The organism is Novosphingobium sp. FW305-C-30-35, assembly GCF_058783135.1.
Genome location: NZ_JBYSYJ010000001.1, coordinates 2,118,918 through 2,145,796 on the forward strand (window position 1 = coordinate 2,118,918; position 26,879 = coordinate 2,145,796).

A 26,879-nucleotide genomic window follows, 5' to 3' on the forward strand; every position below is an offset into this window, starting at 1 on the left:
CATTTGCGAGGAAGCTTAACCGATCAGTTAAGGGGTGCAACCGGGATTTGCGAGTCCGGTTGCACCACCTTGCTGCAATTCTTGCCCGATCCTTTCACAGCGGAATCATCGGCCAAGGCCGTTACTGTGGCGCGGGCAGGACGCGGTCGATCGGATAGATCACGCCGTTGCGGGCGACGATCGGTTCGCCAACCAGTCTCGGCGCGTCGTCTCCGCTGCCGAGGCGAATGGTGTCGCCGCTGCGGGTGAGCGTGAGAGGCTGCCCGCCGAGACTGGCGAGGCGCACCGTGCCGTTGGCGCGCTCGATACCCTGCTCCAGATCGGCCCGCGCGACATAGCCCGGCGAGAGGTGCTGGCTGACGAGAGCGAGGAGTTGCACCTTGCCGTCCTCGCTTTCCAGCGCCTTGCGATCGGCTTCGGGCAAGGCCTTGATCGCTTCGTTGGTCGGCGCGAACAGGGTGTAGCTGCCGACGCCCTCGAATGTCTTCTCGAGCCCTGCTGCCTTGATCAGCCGGGCCGATTCCGAAAGATCGCTGCTGTCGTCGAGAGCATCGAACAGGTCCTTGCTCGACGCCTCGGCGACTGCGCCGCTGCTCTTGGCATCTGGCACATCGCTCTTTCCGCAGCCGGCAAGGGCGAGCGCTGCGACCAGCACAGTCCCCATCATCGTATGGCGCACCATGGAAATCCCCTTCGTGTCTTCGAGTGCAGGTCAGGCGATCAGTTCGATCACGGCGCGGACCAGCTGGGTGGTCGGGTCGACTTCGTAGACGTAGCCGTCGCTATAGCGGTACCAGCTGTCGGGCGTGTCGGCGTAGCGGCCGCGCCAGTCAGGGGGTACGTTGTAGAAGCCGTAGCCGGCCGGCATCGGCTGGCCCACTACCCACGGATCACCCGTCAGCAGCGCGGCAATGCCCTCGATCACGTTGGACTGCGGATTGACCTCGAAGATGGCGTTCTGTGCGTAGCGATAGTCATAGCCATCGCGGAAGCCATAATAGCGGTCGTAATAGCTGGGTACGGCGTAGTCGCTGTACTGCGTGGGCCAGACCTGCCCGCCGAACAGCGCACCGCCAAGCAGGGGCACGATACCCGAGACCAGCCCGCCATTGCCGACGCGGTACATGTAGCCGTTGCCGTAGCGCCAGTCATAGTTGTTGCCGAGGTAGCGCACCGGGTACCAGTCACCCCAACTGCGCGAGTCCCGGATCTGGCGGGCCTGGCCCGGCGGCAGGCAGCCGTTGTTCTTCTTGGCAAGGCCGGGAGGGCAATCGCTCGCGACCGGAATCAGGAAGCGGCGGTCGTCGTAACGATAGCGGCCGTCCTGCCATTGGCGGCTCGCCACGCGGATGACGTTGCGGTCGTCCCCTCGGTCAACGCGGCCGTCGCCGCCGCGGTTGACCTGGCGTTCGACCTTATCGAAAGCCTTCGCACCGTTGTCGCGGCCCCAGTCCTTCCCGGGGTCCTTGTCATTGTTGCCGCGCATGGCCTGCTGGGGCATTTGCCGCGCGTCGTTGCCGCGGGACTTTTCCGGGCGCATTTCGGCGCGCTTGTCAGGGCCCTTCGCCCTGTCAGGACCCTTGGCCTTCTCGGGGCCTTTCTGGCCCCCGCGATCCATTTTCTCGGCCTTGGCCGGGCCGCCGCCGCCCTTGCTGTGGCCGTTTCCGTTGCCGTTCCCATTGCCTTGGGCGAGGGCCGGGGCACTGGCCGCGAAAGCGGCGATACCGGCCATGAGCATCATCTTGCGCATCGTCTTGTCTCCGAATCCGTCGGTTGAGGCAACGTGCGCCTTGTGGCTGCGGTTCCCGCAGACTAGGGCTTCAGAGATGATAGCACGCGAACTTCTCGGCACGGCTCGAGTGCCCGATGGTGAAGAGCTGAAGCTCTACAGGCACGACCGCGATTTCATGATCGTGCTCGGCCACAACGAACTGATGAGCACGCGGCAGAACGGTTCGGAGATTGCACTCGCCACGCAAAGCATCGCCCGGATTGCCAAGGCGCAGCGGCCGGCGATGCTGATCGGCGGCTATGGCATGGGCTTCACCCTTCGCGCCGCGCTGGAGAAGCTTCCGGCCGACGCGCACGTGACCGTGGCCGAACTGGTGCCCGAAATCATCCAGTGGGCCAAGGGGCCGATGGCGGAACTGGAAGCAGGCTGCCTCGGCGATCCGCGCGTGCGGCTGGTGATGACCGACGTGGCCGACGTGATCTCGGCCAATGCGCTGTCGGTGGGCGGGACCGGGTACGATGCCATCCTGCTCGATGTCGACAACGGACCTGATGGGCTGGTGCGGGCGGGCAACAACCGGCTTTACACGATGCGCGGGCTGCGCACGGCGATGGATGCACTGCGCCCTGGTGGCGTGCTGGCGATCTGGTCTGCGGCAAGGGATGCCAATTTCACCCAGCGCCTCAAGGCAGCAAGATTCAACGTCGATGAAGTGGAAGTGCGCGCCCGCACCAATGGCAAGGGTGCAAAGCACGTGATCTGGTTTGCCAGCGCTTGAGGGGTAGCCCAGGGCGAGACTGCGCACGCGAAGGCTCACGTTTCATTCACGGCGTTTATGCCGGGCAATAAATACCATTCCTTTGCTGTCTCGCCCGGCGCGGACTAGGCGTCGGGGCAAGACAGCATCGGGAGAATGACATGCGCCTCGCCACAATCGACAACGGTACTCGCGACGGGCGGCTGATCGTGGTCTCGCCGCAAGGCGATGCCTTCGCCTATGCTCCGGCCGCGACCTTGCAGGAACTGGTCGAGGGCTGGGAGGCGTTCTCGCCGGCATTGCAGGCCATCGCCGCGTTTCCCGAAGCGCTTGATGATGCAAGGCTGCTCGCACCGTTGCCCCGTGCCTGGCAGTGGCTGGATGGTTCAGCCTTCCAGAGCCATGGGGACCTGATGGACGCGGTGCTGGGGATCACCAAGCCCAAGACCGACGTGCCGCTGATGTACCAGGGCATGTCCGATACCTTCATGGCGACAGGGACCGAAGCGCGCTTCCCTTCGACCGACCTCGGCATCGATTTCGAGGGCGAGTTCGGGGTAATTGTCGATGCCGTGCCGATGGGGACAGGCGCTGCCGAGGCGATGCAGCACATCCGGCTTGTCGTTCAGATCAACGACTGGTCGCTGCGCACGCTCGCGGGGCCGGAAATGAAGACCGGCTTCGGCTGGGTCGGTGCCAAGCCAGCCTGCGCAATGGCGCCCTTCGCCGTGACGCCCGATGAACTCGGCGATGCGTGGAGGGATGGACGCGTCTGCCTCGACCTGCTGGTCGACTGGAACGGGAAGCGCTTCGGCGCCGCCAATGGCCATGCGATGGGCTTTGGCTTCCACGAACTCGTCGCCCACGCCGCGCGCACGCGCGATCTGGTGGCGGGCACGGTGATCGGATCGGGTACGGTCTCCAACGAAAACTTCCGCGAGATCGGCTCGTCCTGCATTGCCGAGCGGCGCGGAATCGAAGTGCTGGACGAAGGCGAACCCAGGACCGCATTCATGGCCTTTGGCGATACGGTGCGGATGGAAGCGGTCGATGCTTCGGGCCGCGCACCGTTCGGTGTCCTGCACCAAAGGGTCGTGCAGGCCTGACCACAACGCCCACTTGCCGTCCTTCCGATAATTGTTATAGCGCATAGCGAAATCGGAGGATGCCATGGCCGTTGTTGCGAGTCTGTCCCACGCTGCGCTTGATCGTTTCCTGCGCCCGAAGTCCGTCGCCGTCGTCGGCGCATCGGACAAGCCCGGCGCGCTTGGTGCAACGCTGCTGACCAATCTCGATCGCAACGGCTATGCCGGTGCCGTCTATCCAGTGAACCCCAAGCGTGACGAGATCATGGGCAAGCCCTGCTTTGCCTCGGTCGACGCGCTTCCCCAAGGTGTGGACGTGGCCGTGCTGGCGATCCCGCGCGCCGGCGTGCTGGATGCTGTGAAGGGCCTGGCGGAGCGCAAGTGCGGCGGCGTGGTGATCTTCTCGGCCGGCTTTGCCGAAGGCGGCGAGGAAGGCCTGGCCGAACAGCGCGAGATCGCGCGCATCGCGCATGAAGCGGGCATGGTGGTCGAAGGGCCGAACTGCCTTGGCCTGGTCAACTATGTCGATCGCATTCCGCTGACCTTCGTGGAAACCAATGCCGTCCCGCCAGCTGGCAAGCGGGCGATCGGCATCGTTTCGCAATCGGGCGCGATGGCGGCGGTGCTCGGCACGATGCTGCTCGCCCGCGATGCCGGCGTCTCCTACTCGGTCTCGACCGGGAACGAGGCAGCCAGCGGGGTCGAGGACTATGTCGATTGGCTGGTCGACCAGGACGATACGCACGTGATCGCGATGATCGTCGAACAGTTCCGCAAGCCGCAGGCGTTCCTCGCTGCTGCGCGGCGGGCGAAGGCGGCCGGCAAGCCGGTGGTCCTGCTGCACCCCGGCAAATCGAGCGCGGCGCGCGAATCCGCAGCGACGCACACCGGCGCAATGGCGGGCGACTACAAGCTGATGCGCGCCATGGTGGCACGCGCCGGCGTGATCTTTGCCGAAACGCTGGAAGAACTGGGCGACATTGCCGAGATCGCGGTGCGCTGTCCGGCGCTGCCTTCGGGCAAGACCGCGGTGCTGGGGGAATCCGGGGCCTTCAAGGCGCTGACGCTCGACCTGGCTGAAGAGCTCGACCTGCCGCTGGCCGATCTGCACGACGAGGATTCGCCACTGCTGCGCGCGGCGCTGCCGCCGTTCGTGCCGGTGTCCAATCCGCTCGACATCACCGCGCAGGGTCTGTCCGAGCCGGCGATCTACACCCGCTGCGTCGAGGCCCTGCTGGAAGACGACCGCGTCGGCACGGTCTTCGCCGGGATCATCCAGGCCGAACCGATCACCTGCAAGATCAAGTTCCCGCCGATCCTCGCCGCTGTGGAAGGCAAGACGCTCACCAAGCCGGTGATCTTCGCCGGGCTCGACGAAGGCGCCGAGGTTCCGGCCGAGCGCATCGCCGCGCTGCGGGCGGCCGGCATTCCGTGGTTCCCCACTACCGAACGCGCACTGCGTGCCGTTACCCGGCTGACGCACTGGTCCGCTCAGGACCTTTCCGCCAACGACCTTCCGGCAACACCGCTGCCCGGCCTTGCCGATGTCCACGGCGTGATCCCGGAATACAAGTCGAAGGAACTGCTCGGCCCGCTGGGCGTGAGCTTCCCCAAGGGCGGCTTTGCCGACAGCGCCGATGCGGCGGTAGCGGCTGCCGATGCCGTCGGCTATCCGGTGGCGATGAAGGCGCAGGCCGCAGCGCTTGGGCACAAGAGCGATGCCGGCGGCGTGATTCTCAACCTTGCCGATGCCGCTGCCGTGCGCGAGGCGTGGGACCGCATCCACGCCAACGTCGCAGCCTACTCCGCGTCGATCCGCTTGGATGGCGTGTTGATCGAAGCGATGGGCAAGCGCGGCATGGAGATGATCGTCGGTGCCAAGAACGATCCCGAATGGGGTCCGGTCGTGCTCGCAGGTTTCGGCGGCGTGACCGCGGAGATCCTGCAGGACGTGCGCCTGCTGACTGCAGACCTGACGCAGGCTGCGGTCGAGGCCGAACTGATGAAGCTCAAGAGCTCAGCGCTGCTCAGCGGCTATCGCGGTTCACCCGCGCTGGACGTTCCCGCGCTCGCGGCCCTGATCGTAAAGGTTGGCCAGGTCCTGCGCGCCGAACCCTCGATCCGCGAGATCGACCTCAACCCGGTGATCCTGCACCCCAAGGGTGAGGGCGTGGTAGCACTCGACGCGCTGATGCTGGTGGAATGAGTGGCGCGATGTGGTCGCCGGAGTTTCAGACTCCGGCCCACTCAAGGCCGTTGGGTAAAGCCAAGGCCGAGTAATCGACTTGCAGCACCCGGCGATGCATCGGCTGGGTGGCAGCGTCTGACGCGTGAAGAATGAGTGTCGAATAAAGCCAGACGTCTCCCCTCTCGGCGAGGCACGTCAGGATTTGGCTTTGCTCGATGATTGCAGCCACTTGCCGTTCCGGGATTCGACCAAGCCGATGTGATCCGGAAGCAACCAGCAACGGCGCATTGGTTTCCGGCACGGCATCCAGATGAATGCGCAGCGTGACCATGTCCCGCAAGATGCTTTCAGGCGGGGCGACGTGAACCATGCCCTGCTTGTTGGTCCAAGGACCGAAGCCGGGCGTCTCGATTCTCTCGGCCACACAAATCGTTCGGTCCTGATGCCAGCCCAAGGCCCAGTTCGTCCGTTCGCTCTTGTCGAAGAGGAGTGCGCGGACAGGTTGGGCATGCGCTCCAAGCGCGTGACATGCCGCTTGTCCTATCAAACTCCGATGATCGAGTAGTGGCCGCAGGCCCGGTTGTCCCTTCAATCTCAGTCCTGCGCGCTCGGCCGGTAGACCGCAGTTAACAGCATCAATCGCTGACAGCAGCGGCAAAGCCAATTGTGGCAGTCTTACCGCGCCTGTGCGCTGCAGTTCTTCCATATCAAACACGGCAGTTCAGTGCCCCGGAAAATCCATCAGCGCCTCTACCGTCAGCCCGGCGTCGCGCAGGCGGGCGGCGCCGTGGAGGTCGGGGAGGTCTATCACGAACAGCGCGTGAGTGACGTCCGCGCCTGCCGTGCGCAGGAGTTCCGTTGCCGCAAGGGCAGTACCGCCCGTGGCGATCAGGTCATCGATGATGACCACGCGCTGGCCTGCGGGAATGGCCGTAGGATCGATCTCCAGCCGGTCGCGCCCGTATTCGAGCGCATAGTCGATGCCGATGGTCTTGACCGGCAGCTTGCCGGGCTTGCGTACCGGCACGAAACCGAGGCCCATATGCGCCGCTACCGCAGCACCGAAAATGAATCCGCGTGCCTCCATCCCGGCGATCGCCTCGGCACCGGCGTCCTGCGCCATCCGCGCCAGGTGGCCGATGCTGGCGGCAAGCCCGGTCCCGTGCGAGATCAGCGTGGTGATATCGCGGAACAGGATGCCGGGTGCGGGAAAGTCCGGCACGGTGCGGACAAGGGCCTTGAGCTCTTCGGGTGTCATGCCTCCAGCCTAGCCGCCATGCAGGTCAAAAGGAAAGGCCGAGAACCTGCCCGAGGTCGGCCAGGGCCTGTTCGCCGCTGATCACCTTGATCGCCTGCATCCCCAGCGCGGCGGCCGGTTTGCAGTTGATGCCGAGGTCATCGAGGTAGACGCATTGCGCCGGGGCGAGGCCCAGCGTCTCGCACATCATCAGGTAGATGCGCGGATCGGGCTTGCGCACGCCCGCCTTGCTGCTTTCGATGACGTGTTCGAAGCGGGCGAAGATCTGTTCGAGCTCGTCGTGCGCGTCGGCGCTGCGGGCCATGCCGGCGCCGTGGCCGGTGGGCACGTTGTTGGTGATGCAGCCAAGCCGGTAGCCTTCTGCCTTCAGCCGATCGAGCGCCGACACCATCGCCGGACGCACCGCGCCGGCAAGGACGGCCAGGACCGACGCGCCATCAAGCTCGTGGCCAAGCGCCCGGGCCTCTTGCGCAAAGCGGCGGTCGAATTCGGCGCTGTCGATCTCGGCGCGTTCGAACAGCGCCCAGGCGTTGGTATCGCCGTTGCGGGCATTGACGGAACGGACGAAGTCCTGCGGCAGGCCCCGTTCCGCCTCGAGCCGGTTGAACGCCTCGAACGGGGAGGAGGTGATCACTCCGCCAAAATCGAAAATCACCGCTGCGTACGCCATCGTGCCTCCCTTTGTGTGGCGCGCAGCCTTAACCGATCGGTGAAATCGGACAAGGCCATCGGATTTTTCCTCCGTTTTGATGTGGATCATCGTATGTTGACGGCGGCGAAGGCAGACTTTTCCCATTGAAGGACAGGAGGATCCCGATGCGCTCCATTCTTTGCCCCGTCGAAAAGTCCGAAACCCTGAACGACCGCGTGGAAACTGCGCTGGCGCTGGCCCGCAAGACCGGAGGGCATGTCACCTTCGTGATCGCGACTCCGTTCGCGCAAATGGCGGCGTGGGAGCCGTTCGGCGGTGCCGCCATTTCCGCTGCCGCAATCAACGAAGCGCGTGAGGCCGACGAGGCGTTTGCGCGCGAGCTCGATGCCCGGCTGGCTCCGCAGGACGTCGCTTTCGACGTCGCGATAGACGACAACGGCCGGGTCGAAGCTGCAGCGGCCGCCGCGCGCTTTGCCGACCTGATCGTGGCCACGCTGGACGATCCCAGCGTCGAGGAACTGGTTCTTGGCGTGCGCAGCCCTGTGCTGGCGGTGCCACGCGGCGTGCCGATGCTCGATTTCGCGGCACCGGTGCTGATCGCCTGGGACGGCGGGCATGAATCCGCCAACGCCCTGCGCGCTGCCTTGCCGTTCCTGGCGATGGCGAAGTCGGTGCATATCCTGACCGTGCGCGAGAAGGACGATACCTTCCCGGCGGTCGATGCGGCCTGCTATCTCTCGCGCCACGGAATCCATGCCGAAGTGCATGAACAGGAGCGCAACGGTTCGATCGCCTTCACGATCGAGGAATGCGCCCGCAGTCTCGGCGCCGGCCTCGTCGTCATGGGCCTGTTCGGGCACAGCCGCCTGCGGGAACTGCTGATGGGCGGCGTGTCGCGCGAAATGCTCGACCGGTCGCAGATTCCGCTGCTGCTGGCGCATTGACGCCTGGGGCCCGGTTGCGACGCAGCCCGGGTGCGAGCCAGAATGCGGCAATGACAACGATCCGCTCGCTTCCCGCGCTCGCCCTGATGGTCACTGTCTCGCTTGGGGCCTGCTCTCCGGAGCCGGCAACCGGACCGACCGGCGTGGCGGGGGAAAGTGCAGCCGCAGTCGAAGCCGATTCCATGCCGCCTGCCGAGCCGCCTGCGCTGGTAGCAACCGAAGCGGCCGCAGTGATGCCAGCGCCGGTGCCGCCATCTTTTCGCGCCATCGGCACCGAGCCGTTCTGGTCTGCGCGGGTGGACGTGGACAAGCTCTCGTGGTCCACGCCCGAGCAGCCCGATGGACTGGTCGTTCCGGTGAAACGGCAGGATGTCGAAGGGAAGGCGATTCTCTCCGGCCAGGTCGAGGGGAGGGCGCTGGTGCTTGAAGTCAGTGCAGGGTCCTGTTCGGACGGCATGTCGGACACGGTCTATCCCTTCACCGTGACACGGCGTCTCGGCAACGACACCCAGCGTGGCTGCGCGCGCTGATGGTATCCAAATCACGCTTGTGCGCTGCACAGCGACGAGTCGCACGACATGCCTGCAAACAATTGCGAACGGAACGACCTGGTATCGTTACGCCTGAAACAACTGCAAAATCCCTGTGAAACAGCGGTTTATGCGATAAATTGCAAAAACTGCAACCAATCCCGATCATTTCGCAATTGCACAATATGTGTGTGCAGTGCATACAGAACCTGCCTTTCAGGCATCCTCTCCCAAAACTTTCCGACCCGGCGGGCAACTGCCGGGTCTTTTTTTGCCTGCGTTCCGGGCGGAGCGAAGCTCTTCGCAACCTTCGCAGGCCTCCCGCGTTTGAAATCCTGATTGCCGGTTCCCACATCGGAACCCGTCGATAGCTCAAGGGGATTTCTTAAAGCTCATGGCAGATGCGGCAACCGAAGCCCGGACCGATGCGCGCACCGTGCGCCTTCAGGTTGCGGGTGCTCGTCAGGAAGAAAGCGGCCACGGCATTGCCCGCATCAGTCGGCACGTGATGTCGCAGCTGGGCGTGACCGAAGGCGACGTCATTGAGATCGTCGGCAAGCGCGCCACGGCGGCGCGGGTGATCCAGCCCTATCCCGAGGACGAGGGGCTGGAACTGATCCGCCTCGATGGCCTCCAGCGCGCCAACGCCGATGTCGGTTCGGGTGAGCACGTGGAAGTGCGCAAGATCGATTCGCGGCCTGCGCAGCGCGTCGTCTTCGCGCCCGCGCAAAAGGAACTGCGCCTGCAAGGACCGGCCGTGGCGCTGAAGCGCAACTTTGCCGGGCGTCCGCTGGTGACGGGCGATCTCGTGGCGACCGCCGGGCAGCAGCAGGTCAACCGCACCGACATGCCGCCACAGCTGCGCCAGATGCTCAATGCGCCTGCCTTCGCGCTGACCCAGATCCGCCTGACCGTGGTCTCGACCAGCCCGAAGGGCGTGGTCCACATCGACGAGAACACCGAGGTGGAACTGCGGCCCGAATACGAGGAGCCGCGCTCGAGCCGTGCCGACGTCAATTATGACGACGTCGGCGGCATGGGCGATACCATCCGGCAACTGCGCGAGATGGTCGAACTGCCGCTGCGCTATCCCGAACTGTTCACGCGCCTGGGCGTCGATCCGCCCAAGGGCGTGTTGCTGCACGGCCCGCCGGGGACCGGCAAGACGCGGCTGGCGCGTGCCGTGGCCAATGAAAGCGATGCCTCGTTCTTCACCATCAACGGCCCCGAAATCATGGGATCGGCCTATGGCGAGAGCGAGAAACGTCTGCGCGAGGTGTTCGAGGAAGCGACCCGCAACGCGCCCTCGATCGTGTTCATCGACGAAATCGATTCGATCGCGCCCAAGCGCAGCGAGGTTCACGGCGAGGCGGAGAAGCGGCTGGTTGCGCAGTTGCTGACTCTGATGGACGGACTGCACAGCCGGTCCAACCTTGTCGTGATCGCGGCGACCAATCGCCCCGATGCGATCGACGAAGCTCTGCGCCGGCCCGGCCGGTTCGACCGCGAGATCGTGGTCGGCGTGCCGGACGAATCCGGTCGCCGCGAGATCATCGGCATTCACACCCGCGGCATGCCGCTGGCCGAGGACGTCGATCTGCAGGAACTGGCCCGCACCACGCATGGCTTCGTCGGTGCCGACCTTGCGGCGCTGGCACGCGAAGCGGCGATCGAGGCAGTGCGCCGGATCATGCCGCAGCTCGATTTCGAGCAGCAGACGATCCCGCAGGACGTGCTCGACAACCTGCGCGTGGAGCGCGACGACTTCCTGCAGGCATTGAAGCGCGTGCAGCCATCGGCGATGCGCGAAGTCATGGTGCAGGCGCCAACCATCGGTTGGGCCGACATCGGCGGCCTCGACGATGCGCAGGACAAGCTGCGCGAGGGCGTCGAACTGCCGCTCAAGAATCCCGAGGCCTTCCACCGCCTCGGCATTCGTCCGGCCAAGGGCTTCCTGCTCTATGGTCCGCCCGGCACCGGCAAGACGCTGCTGGCCAAGGCCGTGGCGAAGGAGGCAGAGGCCAACTTCATCGCGATCAAGTCGTCCGACCTGCTGTCCAAGTGGTACGGCGAGAGCGAGCAGCAGATTGCCCGGCTCTTTGCGCGCGCGCGCCAGGTCGCACCTTGCGTGGTGTTCATCGACGAGATCGACAGCCTCGTTCCCGCGCGCGGCAGCGGGCAGGGCGAGCCGAATGTCACGGCGCGGGTGGTCAACACCATCCTTGCCGAGATGGACGGGCTGGAGGAACTGCAGTCGGTGGTGCTGATCGGCGCGACCAACCGCCCGAATCTGGTCGATCCGGCGCTCCTGCGTCCGGGCCGCTTCGACGAGCTGATCTATGTCGGCACGCCGAGCGTCGAGGGCCGCGAGCACATCCTTGGCATCCACACCCGCAACATGCCGCTGGCTGGCGATGTGGACCTTGGTCGTATCGCGCGCGAGACCGAGCGCTTCACCGGTGCCGATCTCGAAGACGTGGTGCGTCGCGCTGGCCTCAACGCCATTCGCCGTGCGGGCGGCAATGTCGATCAGGTCACCGCGGAGGACTTCGCCGGTGCACTGGAGGCGTCACGCGCGACGGTGACCGAGCAGATGGAGGAAGAGTACGGCCGGATGAAGGGCGAGCTCAAGAAGCGCGCGATGAATCCGGGGCCGCTTGGCTTCATCACGCCGGGAATGGTCACGCCCTTGCGCGAATCCAAGCACGGCTGACGGCAACGCGGGCGGAGAGGTTCAGGCCTCTCCGCCTTCCAGCGTGAAGTCCATTTCCACGACGATGCCGCGTGCTTCGAAGCGGCGGACGATCGTGCCGCCCAGCTGACGCTCGGACGAGCGGATCAGGGCTGAGCCGAAGCCTTCGCGGCCTTGCTCTGTCGGTCCAGCCGCTTCCCCGGTGGCAATCTCTTCCCAGATCACCTTGGCGCGCGAGTCGTCGCTCTCCCAGCGGATGCGCAGCAGGCCGCCGGGAGCGGACCAGGCGCCGTACTTCACGGCATTGGTCGCCAGTTCATGCAGGACGAGGCCCAGCGGCACCGCGTGCCGACCCGGCAGGTTCACCGTGCCGCCATCGAGTTCGCACCTCTCGCTCGAGGAGCGGTACGGCGCGATGACCTTGCCGATCAGCTCGGCCAGGTCCACCGTCTGGTCCTTGCCCGACCCTTGCGTAACCTCGTGCGCGGTGACGAGCGCGTGGATGCGCTTGGCGATGCGATCCACCGCAGGGGCGGCCGCAGCATCGCCCCGCGCGCTCATCTTGACGATGGCGAGGATCACCGCGAACAGGTTCTTGACGCGGTGGTTGAGTTCCTTGGCCAGCAGGTCGGCCCGGTCGCGCGCTTCGGCAATGGCGGCGGCGCCCTCTGCCAGAGCCTCGGCCTCGGCCTTGCGGATCGCCTGCCACAGCCCCAGCGCCAAGGCGCAGACGATCACCACGAACAGCGCGGCCAGCGAAGGCAGGATGCGCGCCTCGGCATTGGCCGCGCGCTGCGCCGCCTGATCCAGACGCACGCGCTCGATGTCTTCCAGCCGGGCGACGGCCTTGCGCAAGCCGTTCATGGCGAGCTGGCCTTCGTCGGACAGCAGCCGGGCGTGGGCGTCGGGAATGCGGCGTTGTTCGACAAGGTCGACCACGCCGGCCATCTCGGCCCACTTGGCGTCGCCCAGCCGCGCAATCTCGGCAACGAGATTCGCCTGCTCTGCCGGCAGGTCCGGCCCCATGCGGTCACGCAATGCGCGCATGCCGGCGGCATAGCGGCCCTGGCCTTCGCGGTAGGGTTCGAGGTAGCGGGTGTCGCTGGTGATGAAGTAGCCGCGTTGGCCGGTCTCGCCGCTCATCGTGGCGCGCACGATCTCGTCGAGCGAAGCGATGATGCCGCTGGTGCGGGCGGCCTGCTGGCGCTGGGTGCGTTCAACTTCGACCGTGGCAATGATCAACGAGAAGGTGCCGATCAGCGCCAGGGCGACGACTGCGAACAACGCAAGCGTGGGGATCCGCGGCGCGCGTTGCCACCAGTGCAGCCTCATCTCCTTGAGGAGGGATTCGTTTTCCCTGTTCATCCGGGGGGCCTAGACCCTATGGCTTGCATCGGCAATGTATTGAAGCGCTTGTGCCTTTGCCTGCAGGGTTGACGCAAATCGCCTTGTCGCCTATCGGCCACCCCCTGATTCCGGCGCTTTGTCCCGCGGCAAGTGCCAGTCCACAGATTCGATATAGAAGAGAAAAGCCATGAAGCGCACTTTCCAGCCCAGCAACCTCGTGCGTGCCCGCCGCCACGGCTTCCGCGCCCGCACCGCCACTGTCGGTGGTCGTAAGGTTCTCGCCGCCCGCCGCGCGCGTGGCCGCAAGAAGCTGTCGGCCTAAGCCTTTCAGCATAGATCCGGTTCCGGCGAAGGCGGGGATGACCCGAATCGCCACCATCCGGAAACGGGCAGACTTCGTTGCTGCCAATCGCGGAATCCGGGTCGCAAGGCCCGGATTCGTGCTGTTGGTGAACCGCGACGTCGTGCCTGCCGATGAGGCCGACCTCCGCTTCGGCGTCACCGTCACCAAGAAGATCGGCAACGCGGTCGTCCGCAACCGCATGAAGCGCCGCTTCCGCGCTCTGCTGCGCGAAGCCCTGCCTGATGCCGGCATTGCCGGCGCAGACCACGTGATGATCGGCCGTGAAGGCGGCGTCGAGCGCGACTTTGCCCTGCTGCGCGAGGAATTGGCCGTCGCCCTGTCCCGCGCCGCTGCAGGCAAGGGCGACCCGCCGAGAAAGCGTGGCGGTCAGCGTTCCAGCCACGGCAGGGGCAAGTGAAGCGCCTGCTCATCCTCATTGCCCGAGGCTGGCAGCTCGGCCCTTCGCGCGTGCTTCCGCCATCCTGCCGCTACAGCCCTTCGTGCTCGCAATATGCGATCGAAGCGCTGGAAAAGCATGGCGCGATTAAGGGTGGCTGGCTCGCGGCGAAGCGGCTATTGCGCTGCCATCCCTGGGGCGGGCACGGCTATGATCCCGTACCTTAGGCCGGGTGCCCTGACCAAGACGAATTCAAGATTTAGGACGCGAACACGGTGCAGAATCAGCGCAACGTCATAATGGCAGTGATCCTGACGGGTCTGCTGCTGATCGGCTGGGAAGCGGCCATGCGCTGGTTCTACCCCGCGCCGCCGACAAAGCCACAGGCGGCAGCGACCGCGCCTGCCAGCACCGATGCCGCAAAGCCCACGCGCGAAGGCGGACTGCAGAACGCGGCTGACATCGCGCTCGAGAAGAAGGACTTGCGCGCCGAACTCGCCGCCGGCAACCGTGTCGCCATCGACGCGCCGGGCCTCAAGGGTTCGATCAACCTCAAGGGCGCGCTCGTCGATGACGTGACGCTGGTCCGTCACCGCGAGAACGTCGACAAGAACAGCCCGCCCGTGCGCCTGTTCTCGCCTGCAGGCACGCCAGCGCAGCACTATGCCCAGATCGGCTGGGTGGGCGAGGGCGTAGCGACGCCCGACACCAACACCGTCTGGCAGGCCGATGGCGCAAGGCTGACACCGCAGACCCCGGTCACGCTGCGCTGGACCAATCCCACCGGCCAGACTTTCGCGATCAAATACGCGATCGACAGCGATTACATGATCACCGCAACGCAGAGCGTCGCCAACACCGGTGCCGCGCCGGTCGTGGTCAAGCCCTTCGCGCTGGTAAACCGCACCGACAAGACGGCCAGTGTGGATACCTGGCAGCTCCATTCGGGGCCGATTGCCGCGCTCGATGGCTCGGTGAACTTCGACAACAACTATTCCACCGTGACCGAAGCCCCCGGCCAGGCCGTCGCGCTCAAGGGCGCAACCAACTGGATCGGGTTTACCGATATCTACTGGCTCTCGGCGCTGATCCCGGATGCCGGGGCCAAGGCCGAAGGTTCGCTGCGTTCGCTTGGCAACAATGTGTTCCGCGCCGACCTGATCTATCCCGGCGTGTCCATCGCCCCGGGCAAGGCGCAGAGCCAGACTGTCCGTCTGTTTGCCGGCGCCAAGGAAAATTCGGTTCTCGAGAAGTACGAAGCCACTGGCGTCACCAATTTCAGCCTCGCGATCGACTGGGGATGGTTCCGCTGGTTCGAAAAGCCGATCTTCTGGCTGCTCGATTCGCTGTTCAAGCTGGTCAAGAACTTCGGCGTGGCGATCATCCTGCTGACGCTGATCGTGCGCGGTGTGATGTTCCCGATCGCCCAGCGCCAGTTCGCCTCGATGGCGGCGATGCGCGCGCTGCAGCCCAAGATGAAGGCGCTGCAGGAACGCTACAAGGACGACAAACAGACCCAGCAGCAGAAGATCATGGAGCTGTACAAGACAGAGAAGGTCAATCCGCTGGCCGGCTGCCTTCCGATGTTCCTGCAGATCCCGGTGTTCTTCGCGCTCTACAAGGTGCTGACGCTGGCCATCGAAATGCGGCACCAGCCGTTCGCGCTGTGGATCAAGGACTTGTCCGCGCCCGATCCGCTGCACGTGCTCAACCTCTTCGGCCTGCTGCCGTTCACCCCGCCCAGCTTCCTCGCCATCGGCGTGCTGGCGATCCTGCTCGGCATCACGATGTGGCTGCAGTTCAAGCTGCAACCGGCGGCGATGGACCCGGCGCAGCAGCAGGTCTTCGCGATCATGCCGTGGATGATGATGTTCGTGATGGCGCCGTTTGCGGCGGGCCTGCTGATCTACTGGATCACCTCGAACATCCTGACCATCGCGCAGCAGAAGTACCTTTACAGCAAGCACCCGCAGTTGAAGGCTCAGGCCGACAAGGACCAGCTCGATGTCGATCGCTCCGTCGCGCGTGAGCAGAAGCCTGCTGCCAACCGGAAGCCGAAGACGCGGTGACACCTGAAGAAGAAGCCGCCCGCGCCGAACTGATCGAACAGGCACGCCTCCTCTTTGCAGGCCGTGTCGAGTTCCTCAAGTCGGCCCCTGCGCTCAAGCACCTGCCCGATCCTGACGTGCCCGAGATCGCCTTTGCCGGCCGATCGAACGTCGGCAAGTCGTCGCTGCTCAACGCGCTGACCGGGCGCAAGTCAATTGCGCGCACCTCGGTCACGCCGGGGCGCACGCAGGAACTGAACTACTTCGAAGTGGGCGAGCCGACGCGCCTGCGCCTGGTCGACATGCCGGGCTATGGCTTCGCCAAGGCCCCGCCCAAGGTGGTCGAGCAGTGGCGCCGGCTGGTCCGCGATTTCCTGCGCGGACGTGTCGTCCTGAAGCGCACGCTGCTGCTGATCGACAGCCGCCACGGCGTGAAGCCGGTGGACGAGGACATGATGCAGATGCTCGATGAAGCGGGCGTCGGCTATCGCGTCGTGCTGACCAAGGCAGACAAGATCAAGGCCAGCGAACTTGAGGCCGTCACGGCCGAGACCATCGCCGCAGCGCGCAAGCGCACGGCGGCCTATCCCGAAGTGCTCGTCACCTCTTCCGAAAAGAAGATGGGCATCGAGGAACTGCGCGCCGCCGTGCTGCAGGATTCGTTAATCTAACATCTCTCTTTTCTGAATGACGAGCGCGTCAGTTATTCCTCCCCGGCCGCAGGTGGGAGGGGCCTAACGCAATCTCCCCTCCCGCAAGCGGGAGGGGTCGGGGGTGGGCAAGCGGCGAAAACCGCCGACCATTTCCAACACTCCGCCATTCCGGAACGATAAACGCTGTCCTACAGCCGCACGCATGACGCAGCCTTCGCGCCATGCCCTACCGCGATCCTCTCCTCCCCGCCCGCAATTCCTTCGGCCAAACCTTGCGTGAGGCCGTGACGGCGCCCGCTCTGCTGAACGGATATCGCCTCCACGAAGCTCTACGAGGGATCGAGACGATACACTCCTTGAACTGTGTAAACCGTGTAAACCCGTTCACGGTCGACACAGCGAACCTGAACGGCTACGCGGCTCGCAGGCGTAACAGGGCGAACACGATGAAGCTGATCATCGGCAACAAGAACTACTCCAGCTGGTCGCTGCGGGGCTGGCTGGCGTGCAAGCAGTCCGGCCTGCACTTCGAGGAAATCACCGTCCCGCTCTACGGCGAGGACTGGGACGAAGCGCGCCGGACCGACGAACTTGCACCATCTTCGGGAAAAGTGCCGATCCTGTGGGACGGCGATGGCGAGGACGCACCCGTGGTTTGGGACAGCCTCGCGATCATCGATTACCTTGCCGACAAGGTCGGGCGCGACCGCTTCTGGCCCAAGGACGAAACCGCGCGCGCCATGGCCCGCTCGATGGTGGCCGAGATGCATTCGAGCTACCTGCCGCTGCGCCGCAGCCTGCCGATGAACATCCGCAAGCGTGTCGAGGGCGTTGAGATCAGCGCCGAGGTTCGCGCCGACATCGTGCGCATCCTCTCGCTCTGGGCCGAGGCGCGGGCGCGGTTCGGCAAGGGCGGGCCGTTCCTGTTCGGCACCTTCTGCGCCGCTGACATCATCTATGCCCCCGTCGTCTCCCGCTTCATGACCTACGGCGTGCCTGTGCCCGGCTTCGCCATGACCTACATGGAAGCGGTCTGGACGCACGACTGGATGCAACAGTGGATCGAAGCCGCCGAGAGCGAGGGCTGGACCATCGAGCAGTTCGAGGAGCCCGCGCGCTGATGTCTCTTGATCCTGTAATCCTGGCCGAGCAGCTGATCGATTGCGAAAGCGTGACGCCCGCAACCGGCGCGGTATTCGACTGCCTGCAAGGAATGCTCGAACCGCTAGGGTTCGCAATCCATCGCTTCGTGGCGGGCGAAGCACCCGACGGCCCGGTCGAGAACATGTTCGCGATCCGGCGTGGTCCTGAAGGCTCGCGGCACTTCGCTTTTGCCGGGCACCTCGATGTCGTCCCGCCGGGTGAGGGCTGGACGACTGGTCCCTTCAAGGCCGAGCGCCGGGGCGAGCTGCTCTACGGGCGCGGCGCGGTCGACATGAAGGGCTCGATCGCCGCGATGGTTGCCGCTGCGGCCGAGGTTCCGGCCGAGGCCGGAACGCTAAGCTTCATCATCACTGGCGACGAGGAAGGCCCGGCGCGCTACGGCACGGTGCCGCTGATCGAACTGATCCGCGAAATGAAGACAGAGCCGGACCTGTGCCTGGTAGGCGAGCCGACCTCGGTCCACCGTCTGGGCGATATGGTGAAGATCGGCCGTCGCGGTTCGGTCAACATGTGGATCACCTGCAAGGGCGCGCAGGGCCACGTTGCCTATCCGCACCTCGCCGACAATCCGATCCCGCGCCTGATCGCGCTGCTGGCTGACCTTGACGCGCTGGTGCTGGACGAGGGCACGGAGTGGTTCCAGCCGTCGAACTTAGAGATCACCGACCTTGAAGTGGGCAACAAGGCGACGAACGTGATCCCCGCCGAGGCGCGCGCGCGCATCTCGATCCGCTTCAACGATCGTCAAACCGGGGCGGGGCTGGTCGCGATGGTCGAGGACGTGGCGCGGCGGCACAAGGGTGAGGTTCGTGCTGTCATTTCCGGCGAGAGCTTCATCACCCTGCCGGGCGATTACTCGACGCTGATCGCCGAGGCGGTGAAGGCCGAGACCGGCCTCGACCCCGAACTCTCGACCAGCGGCGGCACGTCGGACGCGCGCTTCCTGCGCAGCCTCTGCCCGGTGGTGGAATTCGGCCTGTGCAACGCGACGATGCACAAGAAGGACGAGGCGGTGGCGCTGGAAGACCTGTCCGTCCTCCAGCGCATCTACCGGCGTATCACGTTATCTGCGCTGCGCGCGTGAGGCGGCACCGGCCCACTCCCCCACCCGGCCACCCGCGAGAGTACCCTGAATGGGTGGCCGGGTGGGGGAGCGGGCCGGTGCCGATCAAAGGCCTCAGCCTTTGACTTTCGACGCGAAGCTCTTGCGCAGCTTCATCAGTTTGGGCGGAATTACGGCGAGGCAGTAGGGGTTCCGCTGGCCTTCGCCTTCCCAATATTCCTGGTGATAGTCCTCGGCCGGATACCAGGTTGCCATCGGTTCGATCGTGGTGACGATGGGCCCCGGCCAATCCGGCTGGGCGCGGGCAATGGCGGCTTCCATCGCGGCCTTCTGCGCCTCGTCTGCCGGGAACATGGCCGAGCGGTACTGCGTGCCGACGTCGTTCCCCTGGCGGTTCAGCTGCGTCGGATCGTGCGTGGCGAGGAAGATATCGAGGATCTGGTCGAGGCTGATCGTTTCGGGATTGAACGTCACGCGGATAGCTTCGGCATGTCCGGTGTTGCCGGAACAGACCTGCTTGTAGGTCGGGTTCTCGACCGTACCGCCGATGTAGCCGCTTTCGACATTGCTCACGCCGATGACGTCGCGGAACACTGCCTCGGTGCACCAGAAGCATCCCCCTGCGAGGATGGCCGTTGCTTGTTCGCTCATGCGCTATATTCTCCTGAATTGAGTGAGAGATAAGCACGCCTCCCCCGCTTGTCATCGGCCCGAAGGAGAATCTCCCCATGCGTTCATTGAGCCTTGCCTTGCTTGCTGCCGTTGCTGGCAGCAGCCTTGCCAATCCCGTAATGGCAGAGACTGCGAAGACGGCATCGGCCATGATCGACCCGGCCCTTGCCGCCGCAGTCGCTGACCCCTTGCGCGAAAAGGACCGTGCCCGTGACGTCTATCGCAAGCCTGCGGAGACGCTGAGCTTCTTTCAGGTTTCGCCGACGATGAAGGTGGGCGAATATGCGCCGGGCGGCGGCTGGTATTCGCGTCTGCTCGGGCTCTATCTCGGCCCGAAGGGCAAGCTGGTCGGTCTGTACTTCGACCCCACGTCGAGTGCGTTCGGCGACAAGATGAAGGCGGGCATCCGCGAAGGCGCGACCAAGTATCCGGCGGAGGTTGCGGAATGGTCGGGCCAACCGGCTGAGCGCTTCTCGGCCTTCACCCTCGATGTCCTTCCCGACAGCGAAAAGGGCACGTTCGACCGCATCCTCGTCATGCGCATGATGCACAACCTGCTGCGCTGGAACCTTGCCGCGCACGAGATCAAGCAGATGCGCGAGCTGCTGAAGCCCGATGGCATGATCGGCATCGAGCAGCACCGCGCCAAGCCTGATGCGCCCTACTCCTTCACCGACGGTTCGAAGGGCTACCTGCGCGAAGCCGACGTGATCAAGTTCATGGAGATCAACGGCTTCACCTTTGTCGGCAAGAGCGAGGCCAACGCCAACCCCAAGGACCCGGCGAACTGGCCAAACGGCGTCTGGACCCTGCCACCGCAGCTGGGCGGCAATCCGGACGAGGCCACCAAGGCCAAGCTGCAGGCCATCGGCGAGAGCGACCGCATGACCCTGCTGTTCCGCAAGCGTCCCTGATCTTGCGTTGATCGCAAACGGCGGCGGTTGAATTGCCGGGGCAGGGGCCTTAGGTCCCACCCATGACCACGATCTCCGTCGCCGCCCTGCAACTCGCCCTTCCCGGGGGCGAGGCCGAGAATATCGCCGCCACTGCCGCGCTGGTGGAAGAGGCCGCGCGTGGCGGCGCGCAGATCGTGCTGCCGCCCGAGCTCTTCGCCGGGCCCTATTTCTGCAAGGTCGAGGACGAGGCCCTGTTCTCGATGGCCTATCCGCTCGATGCGGACCCGTCGGTGCGCGAGATGCGCAAGCTCGCCAAGGCGCACGGCATTGCCATCCCCACCAGCTTCTTCGAGCGCGACGGGCACCACTACTACAACACGCTGGCGATGATTGGCCCGGATGGCGAAGTCATGGGCATCTATCGCAAGAGCCACATTCCCGATGGCCCCGGCTATGAGGAGAAGTACTACTTCCGCCCCGGCAACACTGGCTTCAAGGTGTGGGACGTGTTCGGCACGCGCATCGGCGTGGGCGTGTGCTGGGACCAGTGGTATCCCGAATGCGCCCGCGCCATGGCGCTGATGGGGGCAGAGCTGCTGTTCTACCCCACCGCAATCGGCAGCGAACCCTATGACGCCGATCTCGACACCAGCCGCATGTGGCGCCGCGCGATGATCGGCCATTCCGTCTCCAACTGCATGCCGGTCATCGCCGCCAATCGCATCGGGACCGAGGATGGCCAGCGTTTTTACGGGCACAGCTTCATTTCTGACGAATGGGGCGATTACCTTGCCGAGTTCGGCGCCAGCGAAGCCGGTGTGCTGCACGCGACGATCGACCTCAAGCGCGCTTCCACGCACCGTGCTGGCATGGGCTTCTTCCGCGATCGCCGCCCGCAGCTTTACGGCCGGCTCGCCGAGGACATCTGAGCCTGCACCGCTACATCGTGGCGCTCGGCTCGAACCAGCGCCATCCGCGCCATGGCGATCCTTCGGCGATCCTGTGGGCGGCGCTGGATGAGATCGGGCGGCGCAACTGCAGGATCGATGCGGTGTCCCCGACGATCCGCAGCAGGCCGATAGGTCCGTCGCAGCGCGTGTATTGCAACGGCATCGCTGTGGTTTCGACCGGTCTCGAACCCCACGAGCTGCTGGACGAACTGCAGGCTGTGGAAGCCCTGTTCGGACGTCGCCGACAAGGGCAGCGCTGGCGCTCGCGCACGCTCGATCTCGACATTGTCTTGTGGTCCGGCGGGTGCTGGGCGGACGAGAGCCTGATCATCCCGCACCCCGAATTCCGCAAGCGCGATTTCGTGCTGGGTCCGGCGGCGCGCGTTGCCGCTGGCTGGCGCGATCCGATTACCGGACTGACAGTGCAGCAGTTGCATCACCGGCTCGCCAAAGGCTTGACCCGCTCGCCCACGCCCCCTAGGTGACGCGCCACGCCTGACGCGCGATCCGCGTCAATGCAGGCGGGCCCTTAGCTCAGTCGGTAGAGCAACTGACTTTTAATCAGTAGGTCGCTGGTTCGAACCCAGCAGGGCTCACCATTACAGATCCGCAGTGATGCCGAATTGCAGAGCTATCGCAAGTGGCCTGCTGGTCGCTCGAAGCCGGACTCTTTTCCATCTCCCGTTTGCCACGGGAATGGGGCGACGGTGAGGGCCGCCGCCCCTGCCGGCCCTCAGGCAGGCTGGTATTCCGTGGCCTTTTCCTTGCGAACGGTGCGGCTGTTGCGACCGTCGATGCCAACCGGCACTTCGCCCGCGATTGTCGCGCGGCGCAGGGTGCGGCGTTGCAGGCCGAAGTCGGCGACGGCGCGGTGCTGGGTCGACTGGTTGTCCCAGAAGGCCACGTCACCGGGCTGCCAGCGCCAGCGCACGACGTTCTCGGGACGGGTGATGTGGTCCTGCAGGATCTGGAACAGGCGCGAAGAGTCAGCCTGGTTCAGCCCGACGAACTGCTTGACGAAATGGCCCAGCAGCAGGCTGCGCTGTCCCGAGACGGGATGGACGCGGACCACCGGGTGCTCGGTTTCGTAGACGGTCGAGGCGAAGACATTCTTCTGGAACAGCTGCCGTTCCTTCTCCACCGCGTCACCCTTCGGCGCGTTCGAGAGGACCGCTGCGTAGTCGTAGAGGTTGGTGTGGACTGCCCAAAGGTTGTTCACCAGCTGGCGCAGCGTTTCAGGGAGGCTTTCGTAAGCTGTCTCGCCATTGGCCCAGACGGTATCGCCACCGGCTTCGGGAATGGTGATCGCGCGCAGGATCGAGCCCTTGGGATAGGCATCGACGAACGTCACGTCGGTATGCCAGCTCGAGGCGGCGTAGCCTTCCTTGCTGTCGAGTTCGAGCAGGTAGCGCGAACCCTCGGCCACCGGCACGGTGGGATGTGCCACCGGATCGCCGAAAAGCGAGGCGAAGCCTTCGTGGCGTGCGTCGTCCAGTTCCTTCTGGCCACGGAAGAAGACGACCTTGTGGCGCACGACCGCGTCCTTGATCGCCTGCACGGTCTCCGCGCCAAGATCGCCGGAAAGGGTCACCCCGCGGATTTCGGCACCGATCGTCCCGGTGATCGGAACGATGTCGAGCGGGGAGTTCGGGTCCTTGGCATTGGCATAGGTGGTGATGGCATTCATGTGGGTTACTCCTGCTTGGGGTAAGGATTTGGGGTGTTATTCGGCGGGCTGGAGCGCGGGGTCGGCGGCGGTGTCCAACTGGCGGCGAATGGCGTTGTGCTGTTCGGCATCGAGCGCGAAGCCCGATATGACGGCAGCGGAGATGGCATGGGCGAGGGCAGGTCCGGTCGCGAAGACAAGCAACAGGCCGTTCAACGCCTCAGGAGAGTTTGCGGCGGACTTCGGATCGAAGCCCAGCCACGCGATCAGCGGCAGGGCGATGCCTGCGGCAAGCGCACCGCCGATCTTGTCGGCCAGGGCAAAGACTGAATAGTAAAGGCCGGCGCGCTCCTCGCCGGTCTCGGCGCGGTGCTTGTCGGCAACGTCGGCGACCATCGAGCGCAGCATGATGTTGCCTGAGCCCTGTGTGATCCCCTGAGCAAAGGCGAGCGCAAGGACCAGCCAGAACCGGTCGGGCGTGGTCAGCACCAGCGCGAGGTTGATCAGTGCCTGCAGCACTTCGGCGAGAATGGCAGCCCGGCGCTTGCCCAGGGATACACCGATGCGCTGCCAGATCGGCGCGGCGAGCATGCCGAAGGCGTATTGGAACAGGAACAGTCCTGCACCCCATTCAGGCCTTCCGAGATAGAAGGTCACGTAGAACAGCAAAAGCGTCGTGCGGATGCCCTGTCCTGCCCGGACTGCGGCGTCCGAAGCGAGGACGCGCAGCAGCAGGCGGTTGCCGAGCACCGCGCGCGCGGCGGCCAGTGGCGACAGCGGGAGTGCCAGAGCAGCAGGCGCGCTGTCATCGCGATTGGACAGCGTCAGCCACAGCGCCGGGATAGCGGCAGCGAGGACAAGCGAACCGAACAGCGTCAGTTGCAACTGACCGTCACCGGGTCGCAGATGCTGGGCGAGTGCCGCGAGCGCAAGCGCACCTACCAGCGCAATCGACTGCCACAGTGTAAAGGTTGATGCCGCGCGGGTCCGGTCGTGATAGCCGGTGGCGATCTCGCCGCTCCACGCCAGCAGCGGCGTGGAGAGAAGCGCAAGGCCGATGTAATAGGCGGCCAGTGCAGCAATCAGCCAGCCAACGCCGAGGTTCGCAGGCGGGAAGAACAGCATCGCGCTGCCAGCGACGAACAAGGATCCCCCGCCCGCTACCCACGGTCGCCGCCTGCCGAAGCGGCTCTGCGTGCGGTCGCTCAATGCGCCGACTATCGGGTCGAGCGCGCAGTTGAGCAACTGGCCCGCCAGATACAGCGTCCCTACCAGCGTGAGTGGCACGCCATAGTCTCGCGCAAGAATGGCGGGGAGCCAGGCAGCAACTGGCTGAGCAGCAGCGGTGACCGGCACGTAGATCGCAGCAAGGCGGTGGTAGCTACCAGAAGGCGAACTGACGGGGGATCCTGTTGTCATGCGGCCAGCCTCACAGTCGCGTCCGCAACGTCACACCATAAGTGCGTGGCTCGCCCACCTGGGCAGTGACCACGCCGGTGTTGGCGGCGGAGAGGTTGAGGAAATAGTCTTCGTTGAGCAGGTTGCGCGCCCAGACCGACAGGTCCCACAACCCGTCGTCGGTCTTCAGCCCGATGCGCGCATTGGCGATGCCGAAGCCCGGAACCTGCGCCCATGCGGAGTTGGTTGCAGATGTATTGAAACTCGAGCGGTGCGCGTAGTCGGCGTGGGCGTAAAGGCTCAGTTCGCGCCCGCCGAGCTCACCCAACGGCGTGTTGCCGTCGGCACCGACTGACCATGCGAACTTCGGAACGCCCGAAAGCGGTTTGCCTGACAGGTCCTGGATACCGCCGAGGTTGAGGTTCTCCACCGCCTGCGGTGCGTTGGCGTACTCGACGTATTTGGCGTCGGTGTAGCTTGCCGATGCGGTGAACGAGAGACTGTCGCTGGCCTGGAAGGCAAGGTCGCCCTCAACTCCGCGCGAACGCACCTTGGGGATGTTGGCGATGTATTGGCGCACGTTGACGGTGTTGGGCACCTGCTCGGTGATTGCCGTCTGATAGTCGCGGATCTCGGTCCAGAACGCAGCAGCATTGAAGGTGGCGCGCCGATCGAGGAACTGGGATTTGAAGCCCAGCTCGAACGCATCAACCTTTTCCGGGGCGACTTCGGGCGCAATGCCGGCGGGCAGCGCCGTCAGGTTCAGTCCGCCCGACTTGTTGCCGCGCGAATAGCTGCCATATACGCTCGCGTCCGGCGCAACCTTCCAGTTCAGCGTGACCAGCCCTGACAGGCTGTTGTCGCTGAATTTCGTCGCGAAGCTTGTCACCGGGTTGAACTGGGTGCGGATCGCGTTGATCGCGGTGACCTGCGCCGGGGTGAAGCCGGAAAGATCGGCACCATCCACCCAGAACTGGCTGAACGCGCCCGCCTTCTTCTCGTGCGTCCAACGCAGGCCGGTGGTCAGCGTCAGGGCATCGGACATGTGCCAGTCGGTCTGCCCGAACAGCGCGAATGTGCGCGTTTCCGGCGTCGAGGTCGAATTTGCCTCGAACCCGTTCAGCGCCGCATTGGCGAGGGTCTGGTCGGCCGCAGGCAGGTTCCACAGCGCGGCAGCCGAGCCATAGCGGGTGGCGCCATAGCCCTTGACGACCTGCCAGAAGTAGTACGCGCCGATCACGTAGTCGACCGTGCGGTTGCCCATCGAGGCAAGCCGCAGCTCCTGGCTGAACTGGCGCTGGCGGTTGGCTTGCTGGGCCTTGGTGGTGGTGGGCAGCGAGGTGCTGTCGCCATCGTTGGCCGGGTTCCAGTCCCACCAGCGATAGGCGGTGATGGAGGTCAGGGCCGCGCTGCCGAAGTCCCAGTTGACCTCGCCCGAAACACCATAGCCCGCCATGTTCGACTGGTAGTGGCTATCGGCCTCGCCGATGCGGTCGAACGGCCTGAAGGCGGGGAGGGTGTAGCCAGGGAACCGGGCAGCTCGCAGGGCAAAGTTGTTGGGTATCGTCGCGCCATTGGCATAGGTCGTGTGCAGGTCGGCGAAGACCGAGAGCACGTGATCCTGCTCCTGCTTTGCGTAGTCGCCGATGATCCGCACCTCGAAGTCCGGGTCCGGCGTGAACAGCAACTGGCCGCGAATGCTCTCGTTGCGGTAGTTCTGGGCGCGGGTATTGGTGGTCTTGTTGAACAGGAAGCCGTCGTTCCCGCTGATCGCGCCGGAGATGCGCACGGCGAGCAGATCGGGCAGGATACCTGCCGAGGCCGAAGCCCGGACTTGCCGGAAGCCGTAATTGCCGATGCTCGCCTCGCCCGAAAGCTCGGGATCGAAGCTCGGCTTGCGCGAGGTGATGTTGATGACGCCCGAGGTGGTGTTCTTGCCGAACAGCGTGCCCTGCGGACCGCGCAGCACTTCGATGCTCTGCAGGTCGACGAGGTCGAACTGTGAAAGCCCGACGCGGCCGTAGTAGACGTTGTCGATATAGAAGCCGACGCCGTTCTCGAGCCCGTCGTTGGTCAGCGCGACGTTCGAGCCCAGGCCACGGATGTTGATGTTGGTATTGCGCGGATTGAAGCTGAACACCTGCAGGCTCGGTACCTGCTGCTGGATCTGGCCGAGGGTGAAGTCGCCACGCCTTTCCAACGCGTCGGCGCTGATCACGCTGATGGCGACCGGCACGTCCTGGACATCCTCGTCGCGGCGGCGCGAGGCGGTGACAACGATGGCTTCACCGGCCTCGCCGGCGTCTTCGGCAGCAACTGCCGGAACCTCGACATCGGCAGGCTGCTCGGCGGCGAAAGCCGGAGCCGCGCCGATGAGCGAGCCCAAAGCCACGCCTGCAAGGATAAGCTGGCGCTGCTTGAAGAGAAAAACCCTGTTCATTCCA

General features: G+C 65.0%; 26 protein-coding genes and 1 tRNA gene. 17 read left to right on the forward strand and 10 right to left on the reverse strand.

Features of this window, described 5'->3' with window-relative positions; all coding sequences use genetic code 11:
- Positions 1–121: 121 nt before the first annotated feature.
- Together AC3WLM_RS10480 and AC3WLM_RS10485 are read right to left on the reverse strand one after the other, a co-directional pair.
- Positions 122–667, reverse strand: a complete 546-nt coding sequence (locus AC3WLM_RS10480) for a fasciclin domain-containing protein (protein WP_169745736.1) — start codon at positions 665–667, stop codon at positions 122–124.
- A 45-nt stretch (positions 668–712) separates the two neighbouring features.
- Complete coding sequence (locus AC3WLM_RS10485) at positions 713–1,750, reverse strand: hypothetical protein (protein ID WP_492477322.1); 1,038 nt, start codon at positions 1,748–1,750, stop codon at positions 713–715.
- A gap of 76 nt (positions 1,751–1,826) precedes the next feature.
- Here AC3WLM_RS10485 and AC3WLM_RS10490 point away from each other — a divergent pair, with 76 nt between their 5' ends.
- The 3 genes from AC3WLM_RS10490 to AC3WLM_RS10500 all read left to right on the forward strand — a co-directional run bounded on the left by AC3WLM_RS10490 (position 1,827) and on the right by AC3WLM_RS10500 (position 5,780).
- Positions 1,827–2,510 carry a spermidine synthase gene (locus tag AC3WLM_RS10490; protein ID WP_492477323.1) on the forward strand — a complete coding sequence of 228 codons (684 nt, stop codon included), beginning with the start codon at positions 1,827–1,829 and terminating at the stop codon, positions 2,508–2,510.
- A 140-nt stretch (positions 2,511–2,650) separates the two neighbouring features.
- Positions 2,651–3,595, forward strand: a complete 945-nt coding sequence (locus AC3WLM_RS10495; RefSeq protein ID WP_039336429.1) for a fumarylacetoacetate hydrolase family protein — start codon at positions 2,651–2,653, stop codon at positions 3,593–3,595.
- 64 nt (positions 3,596–3,659) lie between these two features.
- Complete coding sequence (locus tag AC3WLM_RS10500) at positions 3,660–5,780, forward strand: acetate--CoA ligase family protein (protein WP_492477324.1); 2,121 nt, start codon at positions 3,660–3,662, stop codon at positions 5,778–5,780.
- Positions 5,781–5,805: 25 nt separating this feature from the next.
- On the opposite strand, the gene AC3WLM_RS10505 is transcribed toward AC3WLM_RS10500, so the two are convergent.
- Genes AC3WLM_RS10505 through AC3WLM_RS10515 form a run of 3 tightly spaced genes read right to left on the reverse strand, consistent with a single transcriptional unit; the run spans position 5,806 to position 7,690 of the window.
- Entirely contained in the window at positions 5,806–6,468 is a 663-nt protein-coding gene (locus AC3WLM_RS10505; RefSeq protein WP_062347564.1) for a phytanoyl-CoA dioxygenase family protein, read from the reverse strand.
- Positions 6,469–6,483: 15 nt separating this feature from the next.
- Positions 6,484–7,020, reverse strand: a complete 537-nt coding sequence (locus tag AC3WLM_RS10510; protein ID WP_039336433.1) for an adenine phosphoribosyltransferase — start codon at positions 7,018–7,020, stop codon at positions 6,484–6,486.
- A 25-nt stretch (positions 7,021–7,045) separates the two neighbouring features.
- Positions 7,046–7,690 carry an HAD-IA family hydrolase gene (locus AC3WLM_RS10515; protein ID WP_492477325.1) on the reverse strand — a complete coding sequence of 215 codons (645 nt, stop codon included), beginning with the start codon at positions 7,688–7,690 and terminating at the stop codon, positions 7,046–7,048.
- Positions 7,691–7,836: 146 nt separating this feature from the next.
- Between AC3WLM_RS10515 and AC3WLM_RS10520 the strand changes: the two genes are divergently transcribed.
- The 3 genes from AC3WLM_RS10520 to AC3WLM_RS10530 all read left to right on the forward strand — a co-directional run bounded on the left by AC3WLM_RS10520 (position 7,837) and on the right by AC3WLM_RS10530 (position 11,859).
- Entirely contained in the window at positions 7,837–8,616 is a 780-nt protein-coding gene (locus AC3WLM_RS10520; RefSeq protein ID WP_039336435.1) for a universal stress protein, read from the forward strand.
- A gap of 50 nt (positions 8,617–8,666) precedes the next feature.
- The gene (locus AC3WLM_RS10525) at positions 8,667–9,146 is read left to right on the forward strand and encodes a COG3650 family protein (RefSeq protein WP_492477326.1); all 480 of its coding nucleotides are present in this window, start codon (positions 8,667–8,669) and stop codon (positions 9,144–9,146) included.
- 394 nt (positions 9,147–9,540) lie between these two features.
- Complete coding sequence (locus tag AC3WLM_RS10530) at positions 9,541–11,859, forward strand: CDC48 family AAA ATPase (RefSeq protein WP_039336436.1); 2,319 nt, start codon at positions 9,541–9,543, stop codon at positions 11,857–11,859.
- A gap of 21 nt (positions 11,860–11,880) precedes the next feature.
- Here AC3WLM_RS10530 and AC3WLM_RS10535 read toward each other — a convergent pair whose 3' ends face one another.
- Positions 11,881–13,203 carry a sensor histidine kinase gene (locus AC3WLM_RS10535; RefSeq protein ID WP_492477327.1) on the reverse strand — a complete coding sequence of 441 codons (1,323 nt, stop codon included), beginning with the start codon at positions 13,201–13,203 and terminating at the stop codon, positions 11,881–11,883.
- A gap of 169 nt (positions 13,204–13,372) precedes the next feature.
- Here AC3WLM_RS10535 and rpmH point away from each other — a divergent pair, with 169 nt between their 5' ends.
- The 7 genes from rpmH to dapE all read left to right on the forward strand — a co-directional run bounded on the left by rpmH (position 13,373) and on the right by dapE (position 18,874).
- Positions 13,373–13,507, forward strand: coding sequence for a 50S ribosomal protein L34 (rpmH, locus tag AC3WLM_RS10540; RefSeq protein WP_039336437.1), 135 nt, complete (start codon positions 13,373–13,375; stop codon positions 13,505–13,507).
- Positions 13,508–13,544: 37 nt separating this feature from the next.
- Complete coding sequence (gene rnpA / locus AC3WLM_RS10545; RefSeq protein ID WP_427467273.1) at positions 13,545–13,946, forward strand: ribonuclease P protein component; 402 nt, start codon at positions 13,545–13,547, stop codon at positions 13,944–13,946.
- Positions 13,943–14,152, forward strand: a complete 210-nt coding sequence (yidD, locus tag AC3WLM_RS10550; protein WP_084278662.1) for a membrane protein insertion efficiency factor YidD — start codon at positions 13,943–13,945, stop codon at positions 14,150–14,152. The genes rnpA and yidD overlap by 4 nt, the downstream gene beginning before the upstream one ends.
- Positions 14,153–14,200: 48 nt before the next feature.
- Complete coding sequence (yidC, locus tag AC3WLM_RS10555; protein ID WP_492477328.1) at positions 14,201–15,994, forward strand: membrane protein insertase YidC; 1,794 nt, start codon at positions 14,201–14,203, stop codon at positions 15,992–15,994.
- Positions 15,991–16,644 carry a ribosome biogenesis GTP-binding protein YihA/YsxC gene (gene yihA / locus AC3WLM_RS10560; RefSeq protein WP_039336442.1) on the forward strand — a complete coding sequence of 218 codons (654 nt, stop codon included), beginning with the start codon at positions 15,991–15,993 and terminating at the stop codon, positions 16,642–16,644. The genes yidC and yihA overlap by 4 nt, the downstream gene beginning before the upstream one ends.
- A 428-nt stretch (positions 16,645–17,072) precedes the next feature.
- The gene (locus AC3WLM_RS10565) at positions 17,073–17,747 is read left to right on the forward strand and encodes a glutathione S-transferase family protein (RefSeq protein ID WP_039336514.1); all 675 of its coding nucleotides are present in this window, start codon (positions 17,073–17,075) and stop codon (positions 17,745–17,747) included.
- Positions 17,747–18,874, forward strand: a complete 1,128-nt coding sequence (gene dapE, locus AC3WLM_RS10570) for a succinyl-diaminopimelate desuccinylase (protein WP_039336443.1) — start codon at positions 17,747–17,749, stop codon at positions 18,872–18,874. Before AC3WLM_RS10565 ends, dapE begins: the two co-directional genes overlap by 1 nt.
- 93 nt (positions 18,875–18,967) lie before the next feature.
- On the opposite strand, the gene msrA is transcribed toward dapE, so the two are convergent.
- Complete coding sequence (msrA, locus tag AC3WLM_RS10575; protein ID WP_492477329.1) at positions 18,968–19,504, reverse strand: peptide-methionine (S)-S-oxide reductase MsrA; 537 nt, start codon at positions 19,502–19,504, stop codon at positions 18,968–18,970.
- Between the two features lie 77 nt (positions 19,505–19,581).
- Between msrA and AC3WLM_RS10580 the strand changes: the two genes are divergently transcribed.
- The 4 genes from AC3WLM_RS10580 (at position 19,582) to AC3WLM_RS10595 (ending at position 21,970) form a co-directional block, all read left to right on the forward strand.
- On the forward strand, positions 19,582–20,439 hold the full coding sequence (locus AC3WLM_RS10580; protein ID WP_062347532.1) for a class I SAM-dependent methyltransferase: 858 nt from the start codon (positions 19,582–19,584) through the stop codon (positions 20,437–20,439).
- A 62-nt stretch (positions 20,440–20,501) separates the two neighbouring features.
- Positions 20,502–21,350 (forward strand): N-carbamoylputrescine amidase, encoded by an 849-nt coding sequence (aguB, locus tag AC3WLM_RS10585; protein WP_492477330.1) that lies wholly within the window; start codon positions 20,502–20,504, stop codon positions 21,348–21,350.
- A 17-nt stretch (positions 21,351–21,367) separates the two neighbouring features.
- The gene (folK, locus tag AC3WLM_RS10590; protein ID WP_231735667.1) at positions 21,368–21,856 is read left to right on the forward strand and encodes a 2-amino-4-hydroxy-6-hydroxymethyldihydropteridine diphosphokinase; all 489 of its coding nucleotides are present in this window, start codon (positions 21,368–21,370) and stop codon (positions 21,854–21,856) included.
- A 38-nt stretch (positions 21,857–21,894) separates the two neighbouring features.
- A tRNA-Lys gene (locus tag AC3WLM_RS10595) sits at positions 21,895–21,970 on the forward strand.
- Positions 21,971–22,104: 134 nt separating this feature from the next.
- Here the strand turns inward: AC3WLM_RS10595 and AC3WLM_RS10600 are convergent.
- From AC3WLM_RS10600 to AC3WLM_RS10610, 3 genes are read right to left on the reverse strand one after another with little or no spacing between them, the layout of a single operon-like run.
- Complete coding sequence (locus AC3WLM_RS10600) at positions 22,105–23,058, reverse strand: TauD/TfdA dioxygenase family protein (RefSeq protein WP_427467256.1); 954 nt, start codon at positions 23,056–23,058, stop codon at positions 22,105–22,107.
- Positions 23,059–23,094: 36 nt separating this feature from the next.
- Positions 23,095–24,456, reverse strand: a complete 1,362-nt coding sequence (locus tag AC3WLM_RS10605; RefSeq protein WP_492477331.1) for an MFS transporter — start codon at positions 24,454–24,456, stop codon at positions 23,095–23,097.
- A 10-nt stretch (positions 24,457–24,466) separates the two neighbouring features.
- The gene (locus AC3WLM_RS10610; protein ID WP_492477332.1) at positions 24,467–26,875 is read right to left on the reverse strand and encodes a TonB-dependent receptor; all 2,409 of its coding nucleotides are present in this window, start codon (positions 26,873–26,875) and stop codon (positions 24,467–24,469) included.
- Positions 26,876–26,879 lie beyond the last annotated feature (4 nt).